This is a genomic window from Bartonella rattimassiliensis 15908 (assembly GCF_000278215.1).
Classification (GTDB): domain Bacteria; phylum Pseudomonadota; class Alphaproteobacteria; order Rhizobiales; family Rhizobiaceae; genus Bartonella; species Bartonella rattimassiliensis.
Genome location: NZ_JH725066.1, coordinates 76,675 through 95,031 on the forward strand (window position 1 = coordinate 76,675; position 18,357 = coordinate 95,031).

An 18,357-nucleotide genomic window follows, 5' to 3' on the forward strand; every position below is an offset into this window, starting at 1 on the left:
TCCCAAGGCGGTGGCTACATGTTTGAAACAAAGATTGAGATGGTTTAGTATTTTATGGGCTGTATCAGTTTTTATATGCCAAATAAGAGCAAGAGTATTGCATATTTCTGTTTGCGTAATCTCTAAAACGGGGATGCAGACTAATTTAGGCAAAATATTGATTTATATAGATAGTCTAGCGTTGTTCATATTGAATGAGAGTCTCGAATAATGTAAGATTCTCTTATTTTAAACCTGCTTACCTTGAATCAATCAAAACTACTCACTTGCACACCACAAGCGGGATGTGTATGTAGATCAAATTTGTATATGAAAGGATTAAAAATGGCTCTTATGAACCGTCTTAATGCAAGGAATGTCGGCAGCATTGGGGGATGGCAAATATAATAATTGTGCCAGCTTACTTCTTCACAAATGTAAAGATAGTAGTGCTCAATGGATTTACTGTTATACCATTCATGGGCGCAGGCGTGAAATGGGCTTGGATGCCTTAGGATGAATTTAAAGATGCAACAGTTAAAATTGTTTTCTATTTTTATTATCCTCTTTTAATTCGGTTGCATGATTTTCAAAAGTTTCTATAGGAATGTCTTTTCAAGAGTAGAGATGGCGTATATTGCGTCATGCTTTTATTTCTGACGTTTTTGCATGAGATATATGTCCGTCATGTAAAACAGAACGCCCTAAAGAAAATAGATTCGTGCTGCGCATTCGTGTAATTTTTTAAAGAGACATGTCTCAACCTTTCCACACCCATTTCACAACAGTGCTCGTGATGCAATGATGTTCGTAACGCAATGGTCCCCGTGATAGGTATACAGTAAAGCTCTCATGAATAAGGTAATACTTTATAAATAATATAAAATTTATAAAGCACCGCTATCTTTACGCTTAATAAAAAAGCGAGTCTATACCATCACACACTTTGTTAACTCTTGAGTATTGCAATATCTTTGGGGATTGCGATAGATTTTGGCATTTAAGAGCGTTCATAAGAGGCATTTTTACACTTTTTTGTCGTGTTCTACTCTCCACACTATCCCCATTTTGACGTCACAAGAATGTGTTTTAATTGATTCAATATGAGAGGAATTGTAATGGGAAAATCTTATGATATTCGGGTGGGTCTCTTATTCAACATGTAAAACGATTAATTATCATTATAAATCAATATATTTTCCTTGTTATGAAATAATCAAAACCATTTACTTTGCATATCACAAATAAAACCAATATGGGGATAAAAATAAATTTAAGAAAGAACGTGCTTTTATGACTTTTTCTCCAGTACAAGAGCTTTCGCAAAATTGAAGACTGATAAAGTGAATGATGGTGCTGCTCTGCTTTTTTATAAGTTTAAGAGACAATCGTATAATAGATTCTACTCTTTATGAAGCCTACGATGAGATGAGATTTTTAATCTAGTTGTGATGGATAGACACCTATTGTTAGCCCTACTTTATGAGGTATTTTAATATCAAAGTATTTGAAGAGTTATTCTTTGAAATGGAGCGTCTTTTTCTTATGAGAAGTAGGTGTCTGGGAGATAAAAAATGATACGATCATGTTTGCTAATTTTTGCGCTAAATGTTGTTTACTCATATGTGGCCATTGTTCAACTTTTTCTCTACTCACGAGATAAATTTGATTTGTATCAGAGCCCATGACACTCGTGCCGTCAGAGTGAAGAGAAATATCATTAGCAAGAATGAAATCAACTCCTTTTTCGATCAGTTTTTTTTGCGCATTGGCAATAATATCACATGTTTCAGCAGCAAAACCAATGACCAATGAGGGACGGTTTGGAGCATGTCCAATTGTTGCTAAAATGTCAGGATTTTCAACCATATGAAGGGATGGTGGTGTTTTATGAGTATTTTTTTTAATTTTGTGTAAAGATTGTGTTTGACTGCGCCAGTCACAAACAGCGGCAACAAAGATAGCACCATCAGCCGGCAATGCGGTTTGAACGGCTTGTAACATCTGTTGTGCTGTTTCAACATGAATGGTTTTTACTTTTTGTGGGTCTGCAAGATTAACAGGTCCACAAATAAGTGTTACTTTTGCACCCAAATGCGCAAGAACGGTTGCAATGGCATGACCTTGTTTACCAGAAGATCGATTAGCAAGATAACGCACTGGATCAATTGGTTCATGGGTAGGGCCAGATGTAACGATGAAATGGCGGCCATAAAGAGGTTTTTCATGGACATTAAAAAGGCTCTCTATGGCAGCGACAATGGTTAAAGGTTCGCTCATGCGTCCATATCCTGTCTCATCACGTTCAGCCATATTTCCGATTTCTGGTCCGATGATATGAACGCCATCTGCGCGCAATTGCGCAACATTACGAATAGTTGCTGGATGCGCCCACATGGCTGGATTCATAGCGGGTGCAATTAAGAGGGGGCAGCGTGCTGCTAAAAGAACACAATCAGCCAGATCATCCCCTATGCCATTGGCTATTTTTGCAATTCTATTAGCTGTAGCGGGAGCTAAAATGATAAGGTCAGCATTACGTGCCAAACGGATATGTCCGATATCATGTTCTTCTTCGCGTGAAAATAAATCAGTATATACGGTACCACCGCTTAAAGCTTCAGCAGCTAAAGTGGTAATAAATTTTTGTGCTGCTTTTGTCATTATGACTTTTAAGTTTGCTCCACGTTCTTGTAAACGACGAATGAGATCAAGCGCTTTATAAGATGCAATACTTCCACCAATAATAAGAAGGAGAGATTTTGATTGCAATGATTGCACTTCAATAGCACTGGCATGAGAGGGTTGTATAGTGAGATTTGTGTGATTATTTAAGAGACGACGGGCTTCTTCTTCCATAGAAATACCATTTTGCGCGGCACGTATGCGCAAAGATTCTTTGGTCTCAGGAGACAGGTTACGAATAGTAATGCTAGCCATAAAATACCTTCAAGAAATAAAATGATTGCAATGATTTCATTATTGATATTTTTAGCATATTAAGAAGATTAGAAAAGATGAAAAAAGTAAAAAGTAAGACAAATGCAACAAAGTGCAATGATGAAGAGGTTATAACGACTATAACGGTTTCTACGACTTTGTTCGATAGCAAGTTGTTTGAGGGTAGCAGGAGAAAGATTAAAACCTGTTTTTTTCATTTGGTTGAAATTTTCTTCTATATGTTGGAGATTTTGGACAAGTTGTGGTGTTTTGCGTGCCAGCGCAAGGATAGCTTGTGCTCCTTCACTAAAGTCTTTTGCAAGGCCTATGGGACCTAAATTTTTATTAATCCATTCTCTGACAATGGGTTCAGAAGCTTTCCACATATTAAAATTGGGATCTAATATGCGGGCAACGCCTTCCACGACAACCATAGTTTTTTGTAGCAATAAAAGTTCAGGCCGCGTTTGCATATCAAACAATTCAGTGACTTCAAATAACAATGTGAGCAACTTAGCCATGGAAATACTTTGTGCTGATTGTCCGTGAATTGGTTCACCAATAGCGCGATTGGCTTGCGCAAAGCTTTCAATATTGTGGTATGGAGGGACATAGCCTGCTTCAAAATGCGCGCGTGCTACTCTGTGGTAATCCCGGGTAATAAAGCCGTAAAGGATTTCAGCAAGGAAATGCTTTTCTTTTTTTCCAAGTCGTCCTGTAATGCCTAGATCAACAGCTACAATACATCCTTGTGAGTCTACAAATAAATTACCAGGATGCATATCGGCATGAAAAAAACCATCACGTAATGTGTGGCGTAGAAAAGATTGAATAAGTGTAATGGCAAGTGCCTGTAAATCAAATCCTGCTTCTTTGAGTTTGGAAACTTCAGATATCCTTATACCATCAATCCATTCCATTGTGAGAACATTACGTCCTGTCCGTTCCCAATTAATACTTGGAACCCGAAAGCCTGTATCATGTTGAATATTTTCAGCCATTTCAGATATAGCTGCTGCTTCTAAGCGTAAATCCATTTCAAGGCGTGTAGTTTGTGCTAAAGTATCCACTACACGAACAGGACGTAGTCTTCGAGAGGCAGGGATATAACGCTCTTGTAAATGAGCAATGAGATAGAATCCTCTAAGATCTTTAGAAAAACGTGCTCTAATATTAGGACGAATGACTTTTACAGCGCATTTTTTCTTATGACCGGTTTCATTAATATATTCAGCAGGATGAACCTGAGCAATAGAAGCAGCGGCAATGGGGGGATAAAAATTTACGAATAAATCATCAATAGAGCGACCAAGAGAACTTTCAATTTGAGCAATAGCAGCGGTACAAGAAAATGTTTGGACATGATCTTGTAGTTGTGACAAGTCATCTGCAACATTACGTCCAACAATATCAGGTCTTGTAGCAAGAAATTGACCAAGTTTTATGTAAGAGGGTCCAAGCTTATTGATGGCATACGAAATATTTTCAGATCGCTGTTTCTTTTTCGTTTTGCGTCGTGCTAATACACGCGCTATACGATGGCACAATGCTGGAAATCCTTGAAGATCATCGTGAGGAAGAGCACTTAAAACACCTTCACGTGTTAAAATCCACCCGGCCCGCATCAATTGAAAGTAAGGAGAAATTTGCACCATTTTTAAATTTTCCAACCTGAATGCAGTGTTGCAATCGCGCCGGTGAGATTACGGTACGATACGCGCGAAAATCCCGCTTTCTTGATCATATGGGCAAAATCATCTTGTTTAGGAAATTTTCGAATAGATTCAACTAAATAACGATAAGCATCGCCATCATTTGCAATAAATTGCCCTATCTTAGGGATAGCATGGAAAGACCAAAGATCATAAATTTTATCCAGTAGAGGCATCTCGACATTTGAAAATTCTAAACATAAGAAACGTCCACCGAGCTTTAAAACACGAAAAGCTTCTTTAAGGGCTTGATCAATATGAGGGACATTACGAATTCCAAAAGCAATCGTGTAAGCGTCAAAGCTTTGATCTTCAAAGGGGAGGTATTCTGCATTGGCTTCAACAAAATCAATCAAGGAGGCAAGACCATTTTTTTGTGCGCGTTGTTTGCCAACGTTGAGCATAGATTCATTGATATCAAGTACTGTAGCATGGGCTTTTTGACGTGAAGCATTAAGGATGCGAAAAGCAATATCACCTGTACCACCAGCGACATCAAGAACTTTCCAATGAGAAAATGCCGGTGGAGAAAGCCATGCAACCATAGAATTTTTCCACACACGGTGTATCCCTAAGGATAAAATATCATTCATCTTGTCATAATTTTCAGCAACAGAATGAAACACACCATTCACCATAGATTGTTTTTGTGTTTCATCAACTTTTGTAAAACCAAAGGAGTGTTCCATACCACCTTTGGCTCCTACACGTTCTGTTTCAGTTGCCATGTATTATGACCTTCCTTATTTTTCTTTTATCGTAAATGAAATAGAGAGGTAATGTTCAAATACGAAAAAACAACGTCTAAAACTATGACGTTTATACAACCAAAAACAGAAGAGTACCTTTAGATATCAAGATTGGCAACGCTTAAAGCATTGTCTTGAATAAAAATACGTCTAGGTTCAACTTCATCACCCATTAGACGAGAAAAGAGTGAATCTGCATCGGTTGCATCATTAATTTTTACTTGCAAAAGAGAACGCGCATTGGGATCAAGCGTTGTTTCCCAAAGCTGTTCAGCATTCATTTCCCCAAGACCTTTATAACGCTGAAGAGTAATACCCTTTTTACCGTTTGTAAAAATGCTCTCTAAAAGGCTTATAGGTCCAAAAATATGCTCCGTTTTATCTTTGCGGTGTAAAAGAAGAGGAGGATGATATAGGTCGCTAAAATTTTGGGACATGCGATCAATTTGACGTGCATCCGTTGAGTTTATAAGCCCTGCATCAAGTGTGATAACATCTTTAACGCCTCGCAAAATACGCTCAAAACATAAACTTCCATCTTTTATATATTGACCACTCCACCCCTGTTCTATCTCATCAGCAATCAGATTAAGGCGGTGTGCTATAGCATCTGCTATTTTTTGCGCTTTTTCTTGTGTTGCAAAGGCTTTAGGGTTAAAAGCACCAACAATGGCTGCTTGCTCAACAATATTGCGATCATAACGTGTATGAAGACCATTTAAAAGTTGACGTAATATACGAGCATCTTTAGCAAGTTGATATAAATCAGCTCCGGCACGAACTTCTCCTGTTGAAAGTTCAAGCGTTGTTTCTTCTAGTCCAGTATCGATCAAGAATTCTTCAAAAGCGGCTTCATTTTTAATATATTGAGAAGATTTTCCACGCGATACTTTATAAAGAGGTGGTTGAGCAATATAAAGATGTCCCCGTTCAATCAACTCGGGCATTTGTCTAAAAAAGAAAGTAAGCAGCAAAGTACGAATATGGGCTCCATCAACGTCCGCATCTGTCATGATAATAATCTTATGATAACGTAATTTATCGGGTGAAAATTCATCTTTACCGATAGAGGTTCCAAGAGCTGTAATCAATGTTCCAATCATCTCAGATGAGAGCATACGATCGAATCGCGCTCGTTCAACATTGAGGATTTTACCACGGAGGGGTAAAATTGCTTGATTTTGACGTGAGCGTCCACTTTTTGCTGAACCACCTGCCGAATCTCCCTCGACGATAAAGATTTCTGATTTTTCAGGATCACGTTCTTGGCAATCGGCAAGTTTTCCTGGAAGAGAAGTAATATCAAGCGCTCCTTTTCGCCTTGTGAGTTCACGTGCTTTGCGTGCTGCTTCACGTGCGGTTGCAGCTTCCACTACTTTACTAATGAGAAGCTTTGCTTCATTGGGGTGTTCTTCCAGCCATATTGAAAGACCTTCGTTGACCAAATTTTCAACAACAGGGCGCACTTCAGAAGAAACCAATTTGTCCTTTGTTTGTGAAGAAAATTTGGGATCAGGAACTTTGACAGAAAGAATAGCTGTTAATCCTTCACGACAATCATCACCGGTTAAATTTACTTTTTCTTTTTTGGCAATACCTGAAGATTCAGCATAACCATTAATTTGACGTGTAAGAGCACTTCTAAAACCGATTAAATGTGTTCCACCATCACGCTGAGGAATATTATTGGTAAAACACAAGACTTTTTCATGGTAAGAATCATTCCACCATAGGGCAACATCAACGCTCATACCATCTTTTTCATTTGCAATGTAAATAGGGGTGTCTAGGAGCGCTTTTTTTGATTGATCAATATATTTAACAAACTCTGTTAATCCTCCTTCATAATGTAATTCAACAGATTGAATATCAGCATGACGCTCGTCAACAAGGAGAATATGAACTCCAGAATTTAGAAAGGCCAATTCCCGTAGCCGACGCTCTAAAGTTTCAAAATCAAACTCAACCATAGTAAATGTTTCAGAGCTTGGTAAAAATCTAATTTCTGTTCCACTTTCTTGATCACAGTCGCCTACCACTTTTAATGGAGCATCAGCCACCCCATGAGTAAATGATATTGCATGAATTTTACCATTTCTTCTGATTTGCAATTTAAGCCAAACAGAGAGTGCATTCACAACAGAGACACCAACACCGTGTAATCCACCTGAAACTTTATAAGAGTTTTGGTCAAATTTTCCGCCGGCATGAAGCTGTGTCATGATAACTTCAGCGGCAGAAATACCTTCTGTTGGATGGATATCTGTTGGAATTCCACGTCCATTGTCACGAACAGAACAGGAACCATCAGCATGGAGTGTTACGTTTATAAGAGTCGCATGACCAGCTAAAGCCTCATCGATAGCATTGTCTACAACTTCATAGACCATATGATGTAATCCTGATCCATCATCAGTATCACCGATATACATACCAGGACGTTTGCGTACAGCATCAAGACCTTTGAGAACTTTTATAGAAGCGGCTCCATAGTCATTACTTTGTGTCAGTGAGGTTATTTCATCACTCATAAGTTAGTCCATTCCTGTGTTCAATTTACAATATCTTAATCGCTTTTTTACGCTCAATGTTCTGATCAGTTATTTATGGAATAACTACGCTAAACATTTACCGTATATCAGCTCTAGATTCAATATCTGTCGATATATAATGGGGCAAATGATGAAACGATATTAAATGATTATACAGTAAAACATCGTAATTTAGAGCGGTAATATATAACAAGTAAGCGCATCTTTGATATATTTAAGTATTTTTACAGTTCGTGATAAATATTCAAAGCAGAGCTTATCCGTATAGATTTTTGTTAAGTGAATCGCATACATGGGAAGACAAAAGAAATTAAAAGCGTAATAATTTCTCAAGAGAAGTCAACTGTTTACAGGACAAAGTTGGTATAAACTCTTTTTCTTTAAACTTTTTGGACGAGATCAATTAATCTTTAAACGTAAATTTTAAAATTGTGTAAAGTGTGATACCATTATTTATTTTTAATATTTCAAACTTAGAAGTATTTCTCGATGTTTTCAGATTTATTTTACGAGAGCATAACATCAAATAATTATGAATGCTATAAGGTTCATTTTTTCAATGAGATCAGAAGTTTAAGCATTTTAAAACCTATTTCAAAAAAATATACGAAAACTGTTGAAATTTTTAACAGTTAAAAAAAAGCAAGAATTTTAGTTATTAAGCGGGAGATATTTTAGTGAAATGCATTAGATAATAGTTAAGCAGAATTATATCTTATCTTTGAAAAATAGGGGAGAGATTTTGAAAATAAGAAAACCTATATATGTAAAACATCTTCAATGGCGTTTACAGTATTTTTTACTTCATAATCTATACGCTATTTTTATTCGTATTTTATTTGTAGCAGGGGGATTTCTATTTTTCTCTTACGCAAAAGCTGAAATAGCTGAAAGGTTACCTTTTTTTTTTGGTGCACGTGAACATTTGGTACAACCTGATACCAGGGATATTACTCGTTTGCGTTTTGTGACAACTTTTGATTTTCCTCCTTTTAATTTTCTTGATCAAACGGGCCGTATTGCAGGTTATAATATCGATTTATTGCGTGCTATTTGCTCAAAATTAAAATTAGAGAAATTTTGTGAAGTAGAAGTGGTTCCTTGGAAAGAGCTTGTAGAACATGTCAAAAATGGTGGTGCAGAAGTCATTATTGCGGGTTTAAAAGAAACAAGTCAAACCCAGCAAGATCTTGTTTTTACAAAGCCATATTTGCGCTTTCCTGCGCGATTTGTTGCTTCTCGCAAATTAAATCTCGATGAATCAATAAACGAACAATTGGTCCATTTAACCAGTGGTGTTTTATCTAAAAGCGTTCACGAAAAGCTCTTTCATTCCTATTTTCCTAAAGCAAAACTGCAAAGATTTAAAGAGAGGGAAGAGCTCTATAAAGCCTTACAGGAGCATAAAATTGACCTTATTTTTGATGATGGATTTGCTTTATCGTTGTGGTTCAAAAATCAAAAATCTTTTAATTGCTACCATTTTGTTGGGGGGGCATATATAGCACCACAGTTATTAGGGCAAGGAATGCAGCTTGCTGTTGCAAAAAAGAACGAAAAATTGATTGATATCCTCAATTATGCCCTAAAATCTTTAGAAGAAGATGGTAAACTTACAGAGCTTTATTTACGTTATTTTCCAATAAGTTTTTACTGATGAACAGTTTTTTAGTTAAGAGCTGTTAATCTTTCTGTACCGAGTCGATAGGAGATGGCTTCTGCAAGATGATGGCGTGAAAGTTTATCGGATCCATCAAGATCAGCAATTGTACGTGCAACTTTGAGAATACGATGATAAGCACGTGCAGAAAGGTGCATTTTTTCACTCACATTTCGTAAGAGTGTGGCTGCATTTTTATCAGGAATGGCAATTTGTTCTATAATTTTGGCAGGGCAATCGCCATTGGTTCGGATATGATCCAACCCTAGTGTTGCAAAACGTTTAACTTGAATGGTACGGCACCGTGTGACGCGTTTAGCAACATCACAGCTTTTTTCTGAATGCTCTGGTTCCATAAGGTCCATAGCTGTCAAAGCAGGAACATCAATCCGTAAATCAATTCGATCGAGAAGCGGACCAGAAATACGGGATTGATAATCGATTTGACAGCGTGTTCCTTTAGCACAAACATAGCCTTTTTCTCCTGCCATACCACATCGGCAAGGATTCATTGCGGCAATGAGTTGAAAATGAGCAGGATAGCTGATACGATGATTAGCCCTAGCGATAACCGCTTCCCCATTTTCTAAAGGTTGACGAAGAGAATCAAGAACTTGCGGAGAAAATTCAGGCAATTCATCAAGAAATAACACGCCATTATGGGCAAGTGAAACTTCTCCCGGTCGTCCTTTAAGCCCCCCACCAATCATTGCGGCCATAGAAGCAGAGTGATGTGGAGAACGAAAGGGGCAATGAAGTGAAATGGTTTTGTGAATTGTTTCTCCTGTAATAGATGCAATCAGACAAACATCTAAAAGCTCGCGACTATCAAGCGGGGGTAAAATAGAAGGTAAGCGTTGGGCTAACATGGATTTTCCAGCACCAGGAGGACCGACAAACAAAAGGTTATGGCGTCCAGCAGCACAAACTTCTAAGGCACGTTTGGCTGTTTTTTGTCCTTTGATTTCGCAAAGATCTGGAAGTTCAGTTTCGATAGTATATTGGCGCGGTTGTGGACGCCTTTGAATTTGGGTTCCTTTAAAGTGATTGACGATAGTGAGAAGAGTTTCAGGGGCAAGAATATTTATTTCTGCATTTACCCATGCAGCTTCAGGTCCACATTGAAAGGGACAAATCAGTCCTTTATTAAGTGATACAGCTGTCATGGTCGCTGGTAAAACGCCATTGACAGCGGTCAGTGAACCATCCAATGACAGTTCACCTAAAATGATATAGTCTTGGGCTACTTCGGGAGGAAGGATTCCCATAGCAAGCATTAATCCTACGGCAATTGGCAAATCATAATGTGATCCCTCTTTAGGCAAATCAGCTGGTGCCAGGTTAATTGTAATACGCTTGGTTGGCATAGAAAGTCCACAAGCATGGAGAGCTGCTTGTATGCGTTCACGGCTTTCCGCGACTGCCTTATCGGCTAATCCCACAATAGCCATTCCTATTTTACCAGATGAAATCATAACCTGTACATCGACAGGGATTGCTTCTAGACCGCGAAAAGCAACAGTTGTAATGCGTGCGATCATTTATTTATTTTCCCCCTTAGATTTAACAAAGACAATCATATCTATAGATAAAAATCAAGAAGCATTTCTATGGTTTTTTTAATGGAGAGATTTATATACATATAGTAGGTTTTTATAGCGTTTTCATAGTCAAGTTATTTATACAAATTTAACCATGATAATATGTTGCGTAATAATTTATAATAAGCTAAATAAATATGTTAAAAAACAAAGAACAAGACTGTTCGTATTACGCAACAGTGCAAGATTTTGTGAAGATATAGGGGACGGGTGACGTTATATATCGCAGAGTGTTATTTGATGTGATAAAACGTGTAAAATATTCAACGTAGTTATATTTATTGTTCTTATTTTTATATTATTTAAAGCGTAGTAAATGCAAAGTGTATTAGAAGGTATCTGATTTTATGGTATACCAGATAAGAATTTTATTAAAATCAGGAACTATGCGCTGTGTATTTATAGGCTTGAGTTTTGCTTTTGCTTTTCCACAGCCGCTTGCTGCTTTTGATTTTTTCGGTCTCTCTTTTGGGGGTCAAAAGGAAACAAGTTCTCCTTCACATCCTGTTAAAAGTACAGAGAGATTTTATAAAGTTGATATTGTTTCCCCGCCAGGGGCACCCTTAGAAGGTATAAAAATAGTTAAATCTGTCTCTTCTCTTGTTGCTGATAAAGAGAAAACATCTGCTAGTTCTTCCGGTTTATTAGCTAAAGCACGTTCAGATTATCGAGCAATTCTTTCTGCTCTTTATGCTGATGGACGTTACGGTGGTGTTATTAGTATTAAAATTAATGGTTTAGAAGTCGCTGATTTAAGTCCGGTCACTCAACTTCCAGCACAATCCAATATCGTTATTACGATTAATGCCGGCCCACAATATGTTTTTAGTTTTGCGAATATTGATAAAGTTGCTCCGCTTGCAAAACATAAAAAGCATAAAATATCCACAATGGAAGAATTGGGTTATAAAGTTGGAGCGATTGCCAAATCTGAAACCGTTTTGAAAGCAGAAAAATGGGTGGTAGAAGGGTGGCGTCAACAAGGTTATCCTAAAGCTAAAATTATGAGGAGTGAGGTCGTCGCTGATCATGCTGCGTTGCATGTTGAAGGACGAATTGTTGTTGATCCTGGACAAAAGGCTTATTATGGTCCTGTAGGTGTTCGTAATATAAGTCAGAAACCGCGTGTAGATTCAGCTTATATTGCATGGATGACTGGATTGCAGACAGGTGAGAAATATAATTCCGATGCGCTAGCTAAGGCAAATGAGCGTCTTGCGCGTCTTGGTGTTTTTCGTGCTATCAATATACGTGAAGCTGATACCATTAATCCAGATGGTCATTTACCAATTACGCTTGTTGTACAAGAACGTAAACCGCGTCGTTTCGGTATAGGTGGCAGCTATTCAACATTAGATGGTGCTGGTTTTGAAGCTTATTGGATGCATAACAATCTTTTTGGTCACGCAGAAACCCTTAAACTTGAGACAAGGATAAATGGTGTTGGGAGTGATAAAAAGCAATTGTATAATTTTAAAAAATTTGATTATCTTTTCGGTGGTACATTTATAAAGCCTGGTGTATTCACGCCTGATACAGACTTCAGGTCAGAATTCAAAATACAACAAGATATTCTAGAAAATTACACGACAAAAGCGATAAAAGGGAAATTAGGTATTACGCATATTTTCAATGGTAATTTATCGGGACAAGCTGCTGTAGAAGTCTCGAATAGTTATTCACGTGATATCTATTTGGGGAATCGTAACTTTACAACAATAGGGTTTCCTAGTGGTTTGATTTACGATAGTCGTAATAATAAGTTTAATGCAACAAAAGGTTTGTATGGTGAAGTTCTAATTGAGCCTTTTTATGAAATGCGTTTTAGCAATTTTGTAGCAAAAATAACGGCAGAAGGTCGTTCTTATCGAGCGCTAGATGAGGGAAATCGTTTTGTTTTTGCAGTGCGGGCAAAGTTTGGTACAATTCTTGGGAGTGATACAGCCCAGGTTCCTGCGGATACGCTATTTTTTGCTGGTGGCGGTGGATCTGTTCGTGGTTATGCTTACCGTAATATTGGTGTCAAAACAAAAAATGATGCTATTGTGGGTGGAAAGGCGCTTGTTGAGGTTTCGACAGAATTACGTGTTTCTCTAAATGATAAAATAGGACTTGTCAGTTTTCTTGATGGAGGTTTTGTCGGGGAAAAGGCGAATTTTGATTTTTCTCAAAAAATTAAATGGGGAGCCGGTATAGGAGGTCGTTATATGACGGGTCTTGGTCCTTTACGCGTTGATTTAGCCTTTCCTTTAAAGAGAGAGCAGGGAGATCCTCGCATTGGTTTTTATGTGGGTATAGGACAAGCATTTTAATGAAAAAAGGTGTACATTTATCAGCTTTCTTCTTTGGATTTTTGTTTTTTGGGATAAGCAGTTTTGTTTTTGCTCAAAGAGGAGACAAGCTTTCCTCTAGCGAAATGAAAACAGATGATCGTTCATGGTTTGTTTCTTTCATTGAACGCAAGCTTTCAGGGCCCAATCGTCAAGTTCATTTACACAATATACAAGGGACATTATCTTCTCAAACATCAATTGATACTATTACGATCAGTGATAAAAAAGGGGTTTGGCTTAAAATTACCAATGCTAAAATGAATTGGAACCGTCTGGCGTTGCTAAGAGGGCGGCTGGATATTAATCAGCTTTCAGCAGAACAGGTTACGTTTTTACGCAAACCGCAAGGGACTTCTTCTCTTGTTTCTTCCTTTAAGACTGGTGAGTTTTCTCTCTCAAAATTGCCGTTTGCTCTTTCGATCGATACGCTTACAGCTCAGCATGTGGTGTTTGACCAGAATCTTTTTGGTTTTGCTGCTGATATATCCTTAAAAGGCAATTTTACTTTGGCGAGTGGTAATTTTGATGTTGGTATAGCGGCACATCGTTTAGATACACCAGGTTCTTTTTCTATATTTACCAAGATATCTGAGAGTAATCGTACAGCTCAAATTGATATTTCTGCTAATGAGCCACAAAATGGTATTTTGGCAAACATTTTTAACATTGAAGAACGTCCAGCATTAAATTTTTCTATGAAAGGTGATGGTACTTTTGATGATTTGGTTATCAAACTTTCTTTAGAAGCCGATCATCACTCTATTTTAGCTGGTAATGTTATTTTTGCAAGTGTTTCAGAAGGATACAGTTTTTCTACGAAACTAGAGGGTACACTGAGTCCTTTAATGCCTTCTCAATATCGTGAAGTTTTTGAATCTGATGTAACGTTGAAAGCAGCAGCCAGAAGGACAAAAGAGGGTGTGACACATCTTGATCAAGTAGTTCTTGAGGGCAAAGCAATGAATGTTATAGCTAATGCTGAAATAACAGCCGATGGATTTTTGCGACGGCTTTTTGTTGATGGCAAAATGGCTCTTGATAATGAAAAGAAGTCTGTTCATTTATCTGTATCAGAAGCGCCAAAATCTGCCAATACTGTTGCTTTGACCATTGACTATGGTCGCGAAGGGCAACAATCTTGGAATGGGCGATTGGTTGTACATCATTTAAGCAATAAAAATATTTATATTCGTGATGCAGTTTTTGATATGGGAGGAGTAAGCGAAAATCTTGATAATGCAGCTTCTCGTCATGTTGGTGTTCAAGTTAATGGAACGCTTCAAGGAGTTAAAAAGGTTAAGGGATCATTAGTCGAAAACTTAAGTCAAGCGGTACATGTGCATCTAGATACTGATATTATTTCTAAAAAACCAGTTTTGATTCATGATTTTAGTGTTACGGCTCAGGGTTTTTCTTCTTGGTTGAAGGGAACAATGGAGCATTTTGTTTTTAAAGGTGATCTTGGTTTAAAAGCTCAAAGCTTAGCTCTTTTAGAAATATTCAGTAAACAATCGCTCTCTGGTAGTGCAGATATTAAAGCCAAGGGAACGATCAGTTTGTTGAGTGGCGTTTTTGATCTCAAATTATCAGGAATGGCTGATAATATGAAAATAGGCGTGCAGCCTTTTGATCGTTTATTCAAAGGAAATATCACTCTTTCAGGTGGTGCTGCTCGAAATACGATGGGTGTTATTTTACGTCATTTAAATTTGAAAAATCAATATGCAAACATAAAGGCTGATGGTTATTTTTCAGATGAAAGCGCTAAAATGGATTTGTCTGCTCAAATATTTGATTTGACCCAATTAGATCCGAAGATAAGCGGTACACTTACAATTCAAGGTATGGCGAGAGGACACAATGGTCATATAAAACTCAATACACGTACCCATGTGTCTGAAGCGCTTGTTTTAGGGAAGACACTTCAAAACACAACGTTTAACATAGAGGCACTTATGGATAATACAACGCCAATTACTTCTTTAAAAGGTGTTGTAAAAGGTGAAGGAACTTTTGCTAAAAAACCTTTGCATTTATCTGCTTCTTTTCAAAACTCTCAGAAAATGAGAAAACTTGAAGATATCGATATTCGAGGGGGAAATGCAAAAATAACGGGATCTCTTTCTCAACAACTTGGAGGTTTTGTGAGAGGAGCGTTGCATATTGATGCCGATGATATTTCAGTGCTTTCAGCATTATTTTTGCAGGATGGTAGTGGAAAAGTAAAAGGAGATTTTATTTTTGATGAACGAAATGGCAGACAAGTAGCCAATATGAAGGCATCTGTTAATCATTTAAGTTTTGCTAAGAATACAATAAAAAAATTGGCAATAGATGGTGATATATTCGATCCTTTTGGCATGATTCAATTTGAAGGAGTTATTAATGCAGAACATATTCAAACACCATTGATGATCGTTAATCGTTTAAATGCTCAGGCTAATAGAAGTAATGGACAAACGGTTTTTACTGTTCAAGCGATGTTACCTGATACTCTCAATGCTCATTTTTCTGGTCGTGTAATGGTTATGGAACTTCCAGAAGGCATAAAAAAAGAAGTGCAGATTGAAACTATAAATTTAAATCAACACAGTCTTCATGCAACATTGCCGAAACCATCGATAATTGTTTTTGATAAAGATGGGGTGACAATTAATGAATTAGAAATTGCAATAAATGGAGGCAACATCGTTCTTGCAGGGAATATTCAAGATACCCTGAATTTGCAACTTACGATGAATTCTCTTCCTGTTACTTTAGCCAATTTGTGGAAACCCGATCTTGGAGCATCAGGGAGTGTAACAGGGCAGGTTATGATTCATGGTTATTTAAAAAAACCAAATATAACCTATGACATAAAAGGTGAGGGACTAACAACAGTTGCTCTTCAAGATAAAAAAATTATGCCTTTTTCGCTTTCTGCTGCGGGGAAAACCTTAGATCAGAATCTTACTTTGGATGCAAATTTGACAGGAGAAGGAGTACAAGCTCAAGCTCAGGGGCGTGTGTCTTTAGAAAAAGACAAGCTTGATCTCCATATTAATTTGCAAAATTTATCTGCACGTTTAGCGAATAGTTTTATTGCAGGACAAGCGCTTGATGGAACGGTAATAGGTAAAATTGATATTGGAGGAACAATAAAAGATCCATTTGCCCATTTTGAGTTTTCTAGTCAAAGTTTAACCGCTATGACGCCTAAAGGGCCGATGTCAGTCAATATAAATGCTCTTGGTTCTTATAAAAAATCGACATTGCATATTGAAAATATGATAGCGACCGGAGATAAAGGATTAGATCTTTCCATCCATGGGCCTGTTTCTCTTAATGGTTCAGAAGCGAAATTAAACGCTAAAGGTATCATGCCTCTTGATTTTTTTAATCTCTTATTAGCTAAGCGTGGTGCACATATAACGGGTATAGCAAGAATTGATACAGCTATTAATGGTGCGTTATCAAAGCCACAATTGATAGGAAATATTTCGATAGGCGACGGTAGTTTTTTTGATTCACAAACAAATATAGGATTGAATAATATAACGCTTGAAGGCAAATTAAGTGGAGATCATATTCTTATAGAGAAAGCTTCAGCTTCTTCATTTGAGGAGGGAGGAATTTCTGCTTCAGGTCGTATCTCTAATGATCTAGAGACAGATTTAGTATTTTATCTTGATAATGTTAATTATAATGATGGTTCTATGGTTCTTGCAACATTGTCAGGTAAAATGACAATGATGGGACATTTTTTGAGTAATCTTGCTATTGGTGGTGATATCATTGTTGAAAAAGCTGAAATTTTTGTTCCTGATCATTTTCAAAATGCCAAGTTTCTTGATGTAAGAAATAAGAATTTAACCAAACCGATTCAAACAACACTTGAGCGTGCTGATGTTAAGAATACGAACAAAAGCCGTATTGTCACACAAGAATCTTCATCTGTTGTGTTCTCAAATATGCGTATTACAGCACGTAATCAATTTTTTGTACGTGGAAGAGGGTTAGATGCTGAATTGGGAGGACGCATTAATCTAGCGGGTTCATTGAATGATGTGCATCCAGTTGGTGAATTTAAAATGATTCGTGGACGTTTTGATATTCTTTCGCAACATCTTAATTTTGACCAAGGCCAAGCAAGTTTTAGCGGTAATCTTAATCCTACAGTTTATTTTTTAACCAACAATAACAGTGGTGATATTCGCGTCACTGTAACTGTAAGTGGGACGATTGATAATCTTGATATTAATTTTTCTTCACAACCGAATTTGCCTCAAGATGAAATTTTGGCACGTTTGATTTTTAATCGCTCTCTTAATGAACTATCACCATTTCAGATCGCTCAACTTGCGGCAGCAGCAGCTAATCTTGCGGGGTCTTCTAATACATCTTTGTTGAATACTTTACGAACTAAAATTGGGCTTGATGATCTTGATGTTATCGTTAATGAAAAGGGTAATACAGGTTTACGTATTGGACGCTACATACACAATAATATTTACTTAGGCTTCGAAGCAGGATCTGATGGAATGACGAAAGGTACGATTAATTTAGATATTTCACGTCATTTCAAAGCTAAAGGTGCTATAAGCAATGAACAAAATTCTAGTATTGGTCTCTTTTATGAAAGAGATTATTAAAGATTGAATTTTTAAAAAGGCAATTTTTTGTTTCTCATTTCTAAGCTTGATGAAAGAATCCTAGACTAGGAATACACTCAAAGGAGAAGTGTTTTATTGCGGTGTGAAGAGAATGTCTAAAATATTTGATTTTTTCTTTATGACATACTCTAAAAAGACAAAATCTACACGAAAGAGAGTATATTATTTTTTTTATTGTA

At 37.2% G+C, this 18,357-nt stretch carries 8 protein-coding genes and 1 pseudogene; 4 read left to right on the forward strand and 5 right to left on the reverse strand.

Annotated elements, in window-relative coordinates; genetic code table 11:
- Positions 1–324 precede the first annotated feature (324 nt).
- Positions 325–493, forward strand: a pseudogene (locus MCY_RS10020) (integrase); the annotation flags it as partial.
- A 1,001-nt stretch (positions 494–1,494) separates the two neighbouring features.
- Here MCY_RS10020 and coaBC read toward each other — a convergent pair.
- The 4 genes from coaBC to gyrB all read right to left on the reverse strand — a co-directional run bounded on the left by coaBC (position 1,495) and on the right by gyrB (position 7,911).
- Entirely contained in the window at positions 1,495–2,919 is a 1,425-nt protein-coding gene (coaBC, locus tag MCY_RS05050; RefSeq protein ID WP_007347295.1) for a bifunctional phosphopantothenoylcysteine decarboxylase/phosphopantothenate--cysteine ligase CoaBC, read from the reverse strand.
- Between the two features lie 68 nt (positions 2,920–2,987).
- Positions 2,988–4,574, reverse strand: a complete 1,587-nt coding sequence (ubiB, locus tag MCY_RS05055; protein ID WP_007347296.1) for a 2-polyprenylphenol 6-hydroxylase — start codon at positions 4,572–4,574, stop codon at positions 2,988–2,990.
- A gap of 2 nt (positions 4,575–4,576) precedes the next feature.
- A complete protein-coding gene (ubiE, locus tag MCY_RS05060) occupies positions 4,577–5,359 on the reverse strand; it encodes a bifunctional demethylmenaquinone methyltransferase/2-methoxy-6-polyprenyl-1,4-benzoquinol methylase UbiE (protein ID WP_007347297.1) in 783 nt (260 codons plus the stop codon).
- 119 nt (positions 5,360–5,478) lie between these two features.
- Positions 5,479–7,911: a DNA topoisomerase (ATP-hydrolyzing) subunit B gene (gyrB, locus tag MCY_RS05065; protein ID WP_007347298.1), complete on the reverse strand. Its 2,433-nt coding sequence runs from the start codon at positions 7,909–7,911 to the stop codon at positions 5,479–5,481.
- A 763-nt stretch (positions 7,912–8,674) separates the two neighbouring features.
- Between gyrB and MCY_RS05070 the strand changes: the two genes are divergently transcribed.
- Positions 8,675–9,589, forward strand: a complete 915-nt coding sequence (locus tag MCY_RS05070) for an ABC transporter substrate-binding protein (protein ID WP_007347299.1) — start codon at positions 8,675–8,677, stop codon at positions 9,587–9,589.
- A gap of 11 nt (positions 9,590–9,600) precedes the next feature.
- On the opposite strand, the gene MCY_RS05075 is transcribed toward MCY_RS05070, so the two are convergent.
- Entirely contained in the window at positions 9,601–11,133 is a 1,533-nt protein-coding gene (locus MCY_RS05075; protein WP_007347300.1) for a YifB family Mg chelatase-like AAA ATPase, read from the reverse strand.
- A 407-nt stretch (positions 11,134–11,540) separates the two neighbouring features.
- Between MCY_RS05075 and MCY_RS05080 the strand changes: the two genes are divergently transcribed.
- Entirely contained in the window at positions 11,541–13,505 is a 1,965-nt protein-coding gene (locus MCY_RS05080) for an autotransporter assembly complex protein TamA (protein ID WP_007347301.1), read from the forward strand.
- Positions 13,505–18,157: a translocation/assembly module TamB domain-containing protein gene (locus tag MCY_RS05085; RefSeq protein ID WP_007347302.1), complete on the forward strand. Its 4,653-nt coding sequence runs from the start codon at positions 13,505–13,507 to the stop codon at positions 18,155–18,157. The genes MCY_RS05080 and MCY_RS05085 overlap by 1 nt, the downstream gene beginning before the upstream one ends.
- Positions 18,158–18,357: the final 200 nt, after the last annotated feature.

What these genes read in the sequence shown, in the direction of transcription:
- coaBC (WP_007347295.1), bottom strand. Translation starts at nt 2,919, where the DNA reads ATGGCTAGCATTACTATTCGTAACCTGTCTCCTGAGACCAAAGAATCT.
- ubiB (WP_007347296.1), bottom strand. Translation starts at nt 4,574, where the DNA reads ATGGTGCAAATTTCTCCTTACTTTCAATTGATGCGGGCCGGGTGGATT.
- ubiE (WP_007347297.1), bottom strand. Translation starts at nt 5,359, where the DNA reads ATGGCAACTGAAACAGAACGTGTAGGAGCCAAAGGTGGTATGGAACAC.
- gyrB (WP_007347298.1), bottom strand. Translation starts at nt 7,911, where the DNA reads ATGAGTGATGAAATAACCTCACTGACACAAAGTAATGACTATGGAGCC.
- MCY_RS05075 (WP_007347300.1), bottom strand. Translation starts at nt 11,133, where the DNA reads ATGATCGCACGCATTACAACTGTTGCTTTTCGCGGTCTAGAAGCAATC.
- MCY_RS05080 (WP_007347301.1), top strand. Translation starts at nt 11,541, where the DNA reads ATGGTATACCAGATAAGAATTTTATTAAAATCAGGAACTATGCGCTGT.
- MCY_RS05085 (WP_007347302.1), top strand. Translation starts at nt 13,505, where the DNA reads ATGAAAAAAGGTGTACATTTATCAGCTTTCTTCTTTGGATTTTTGTTT.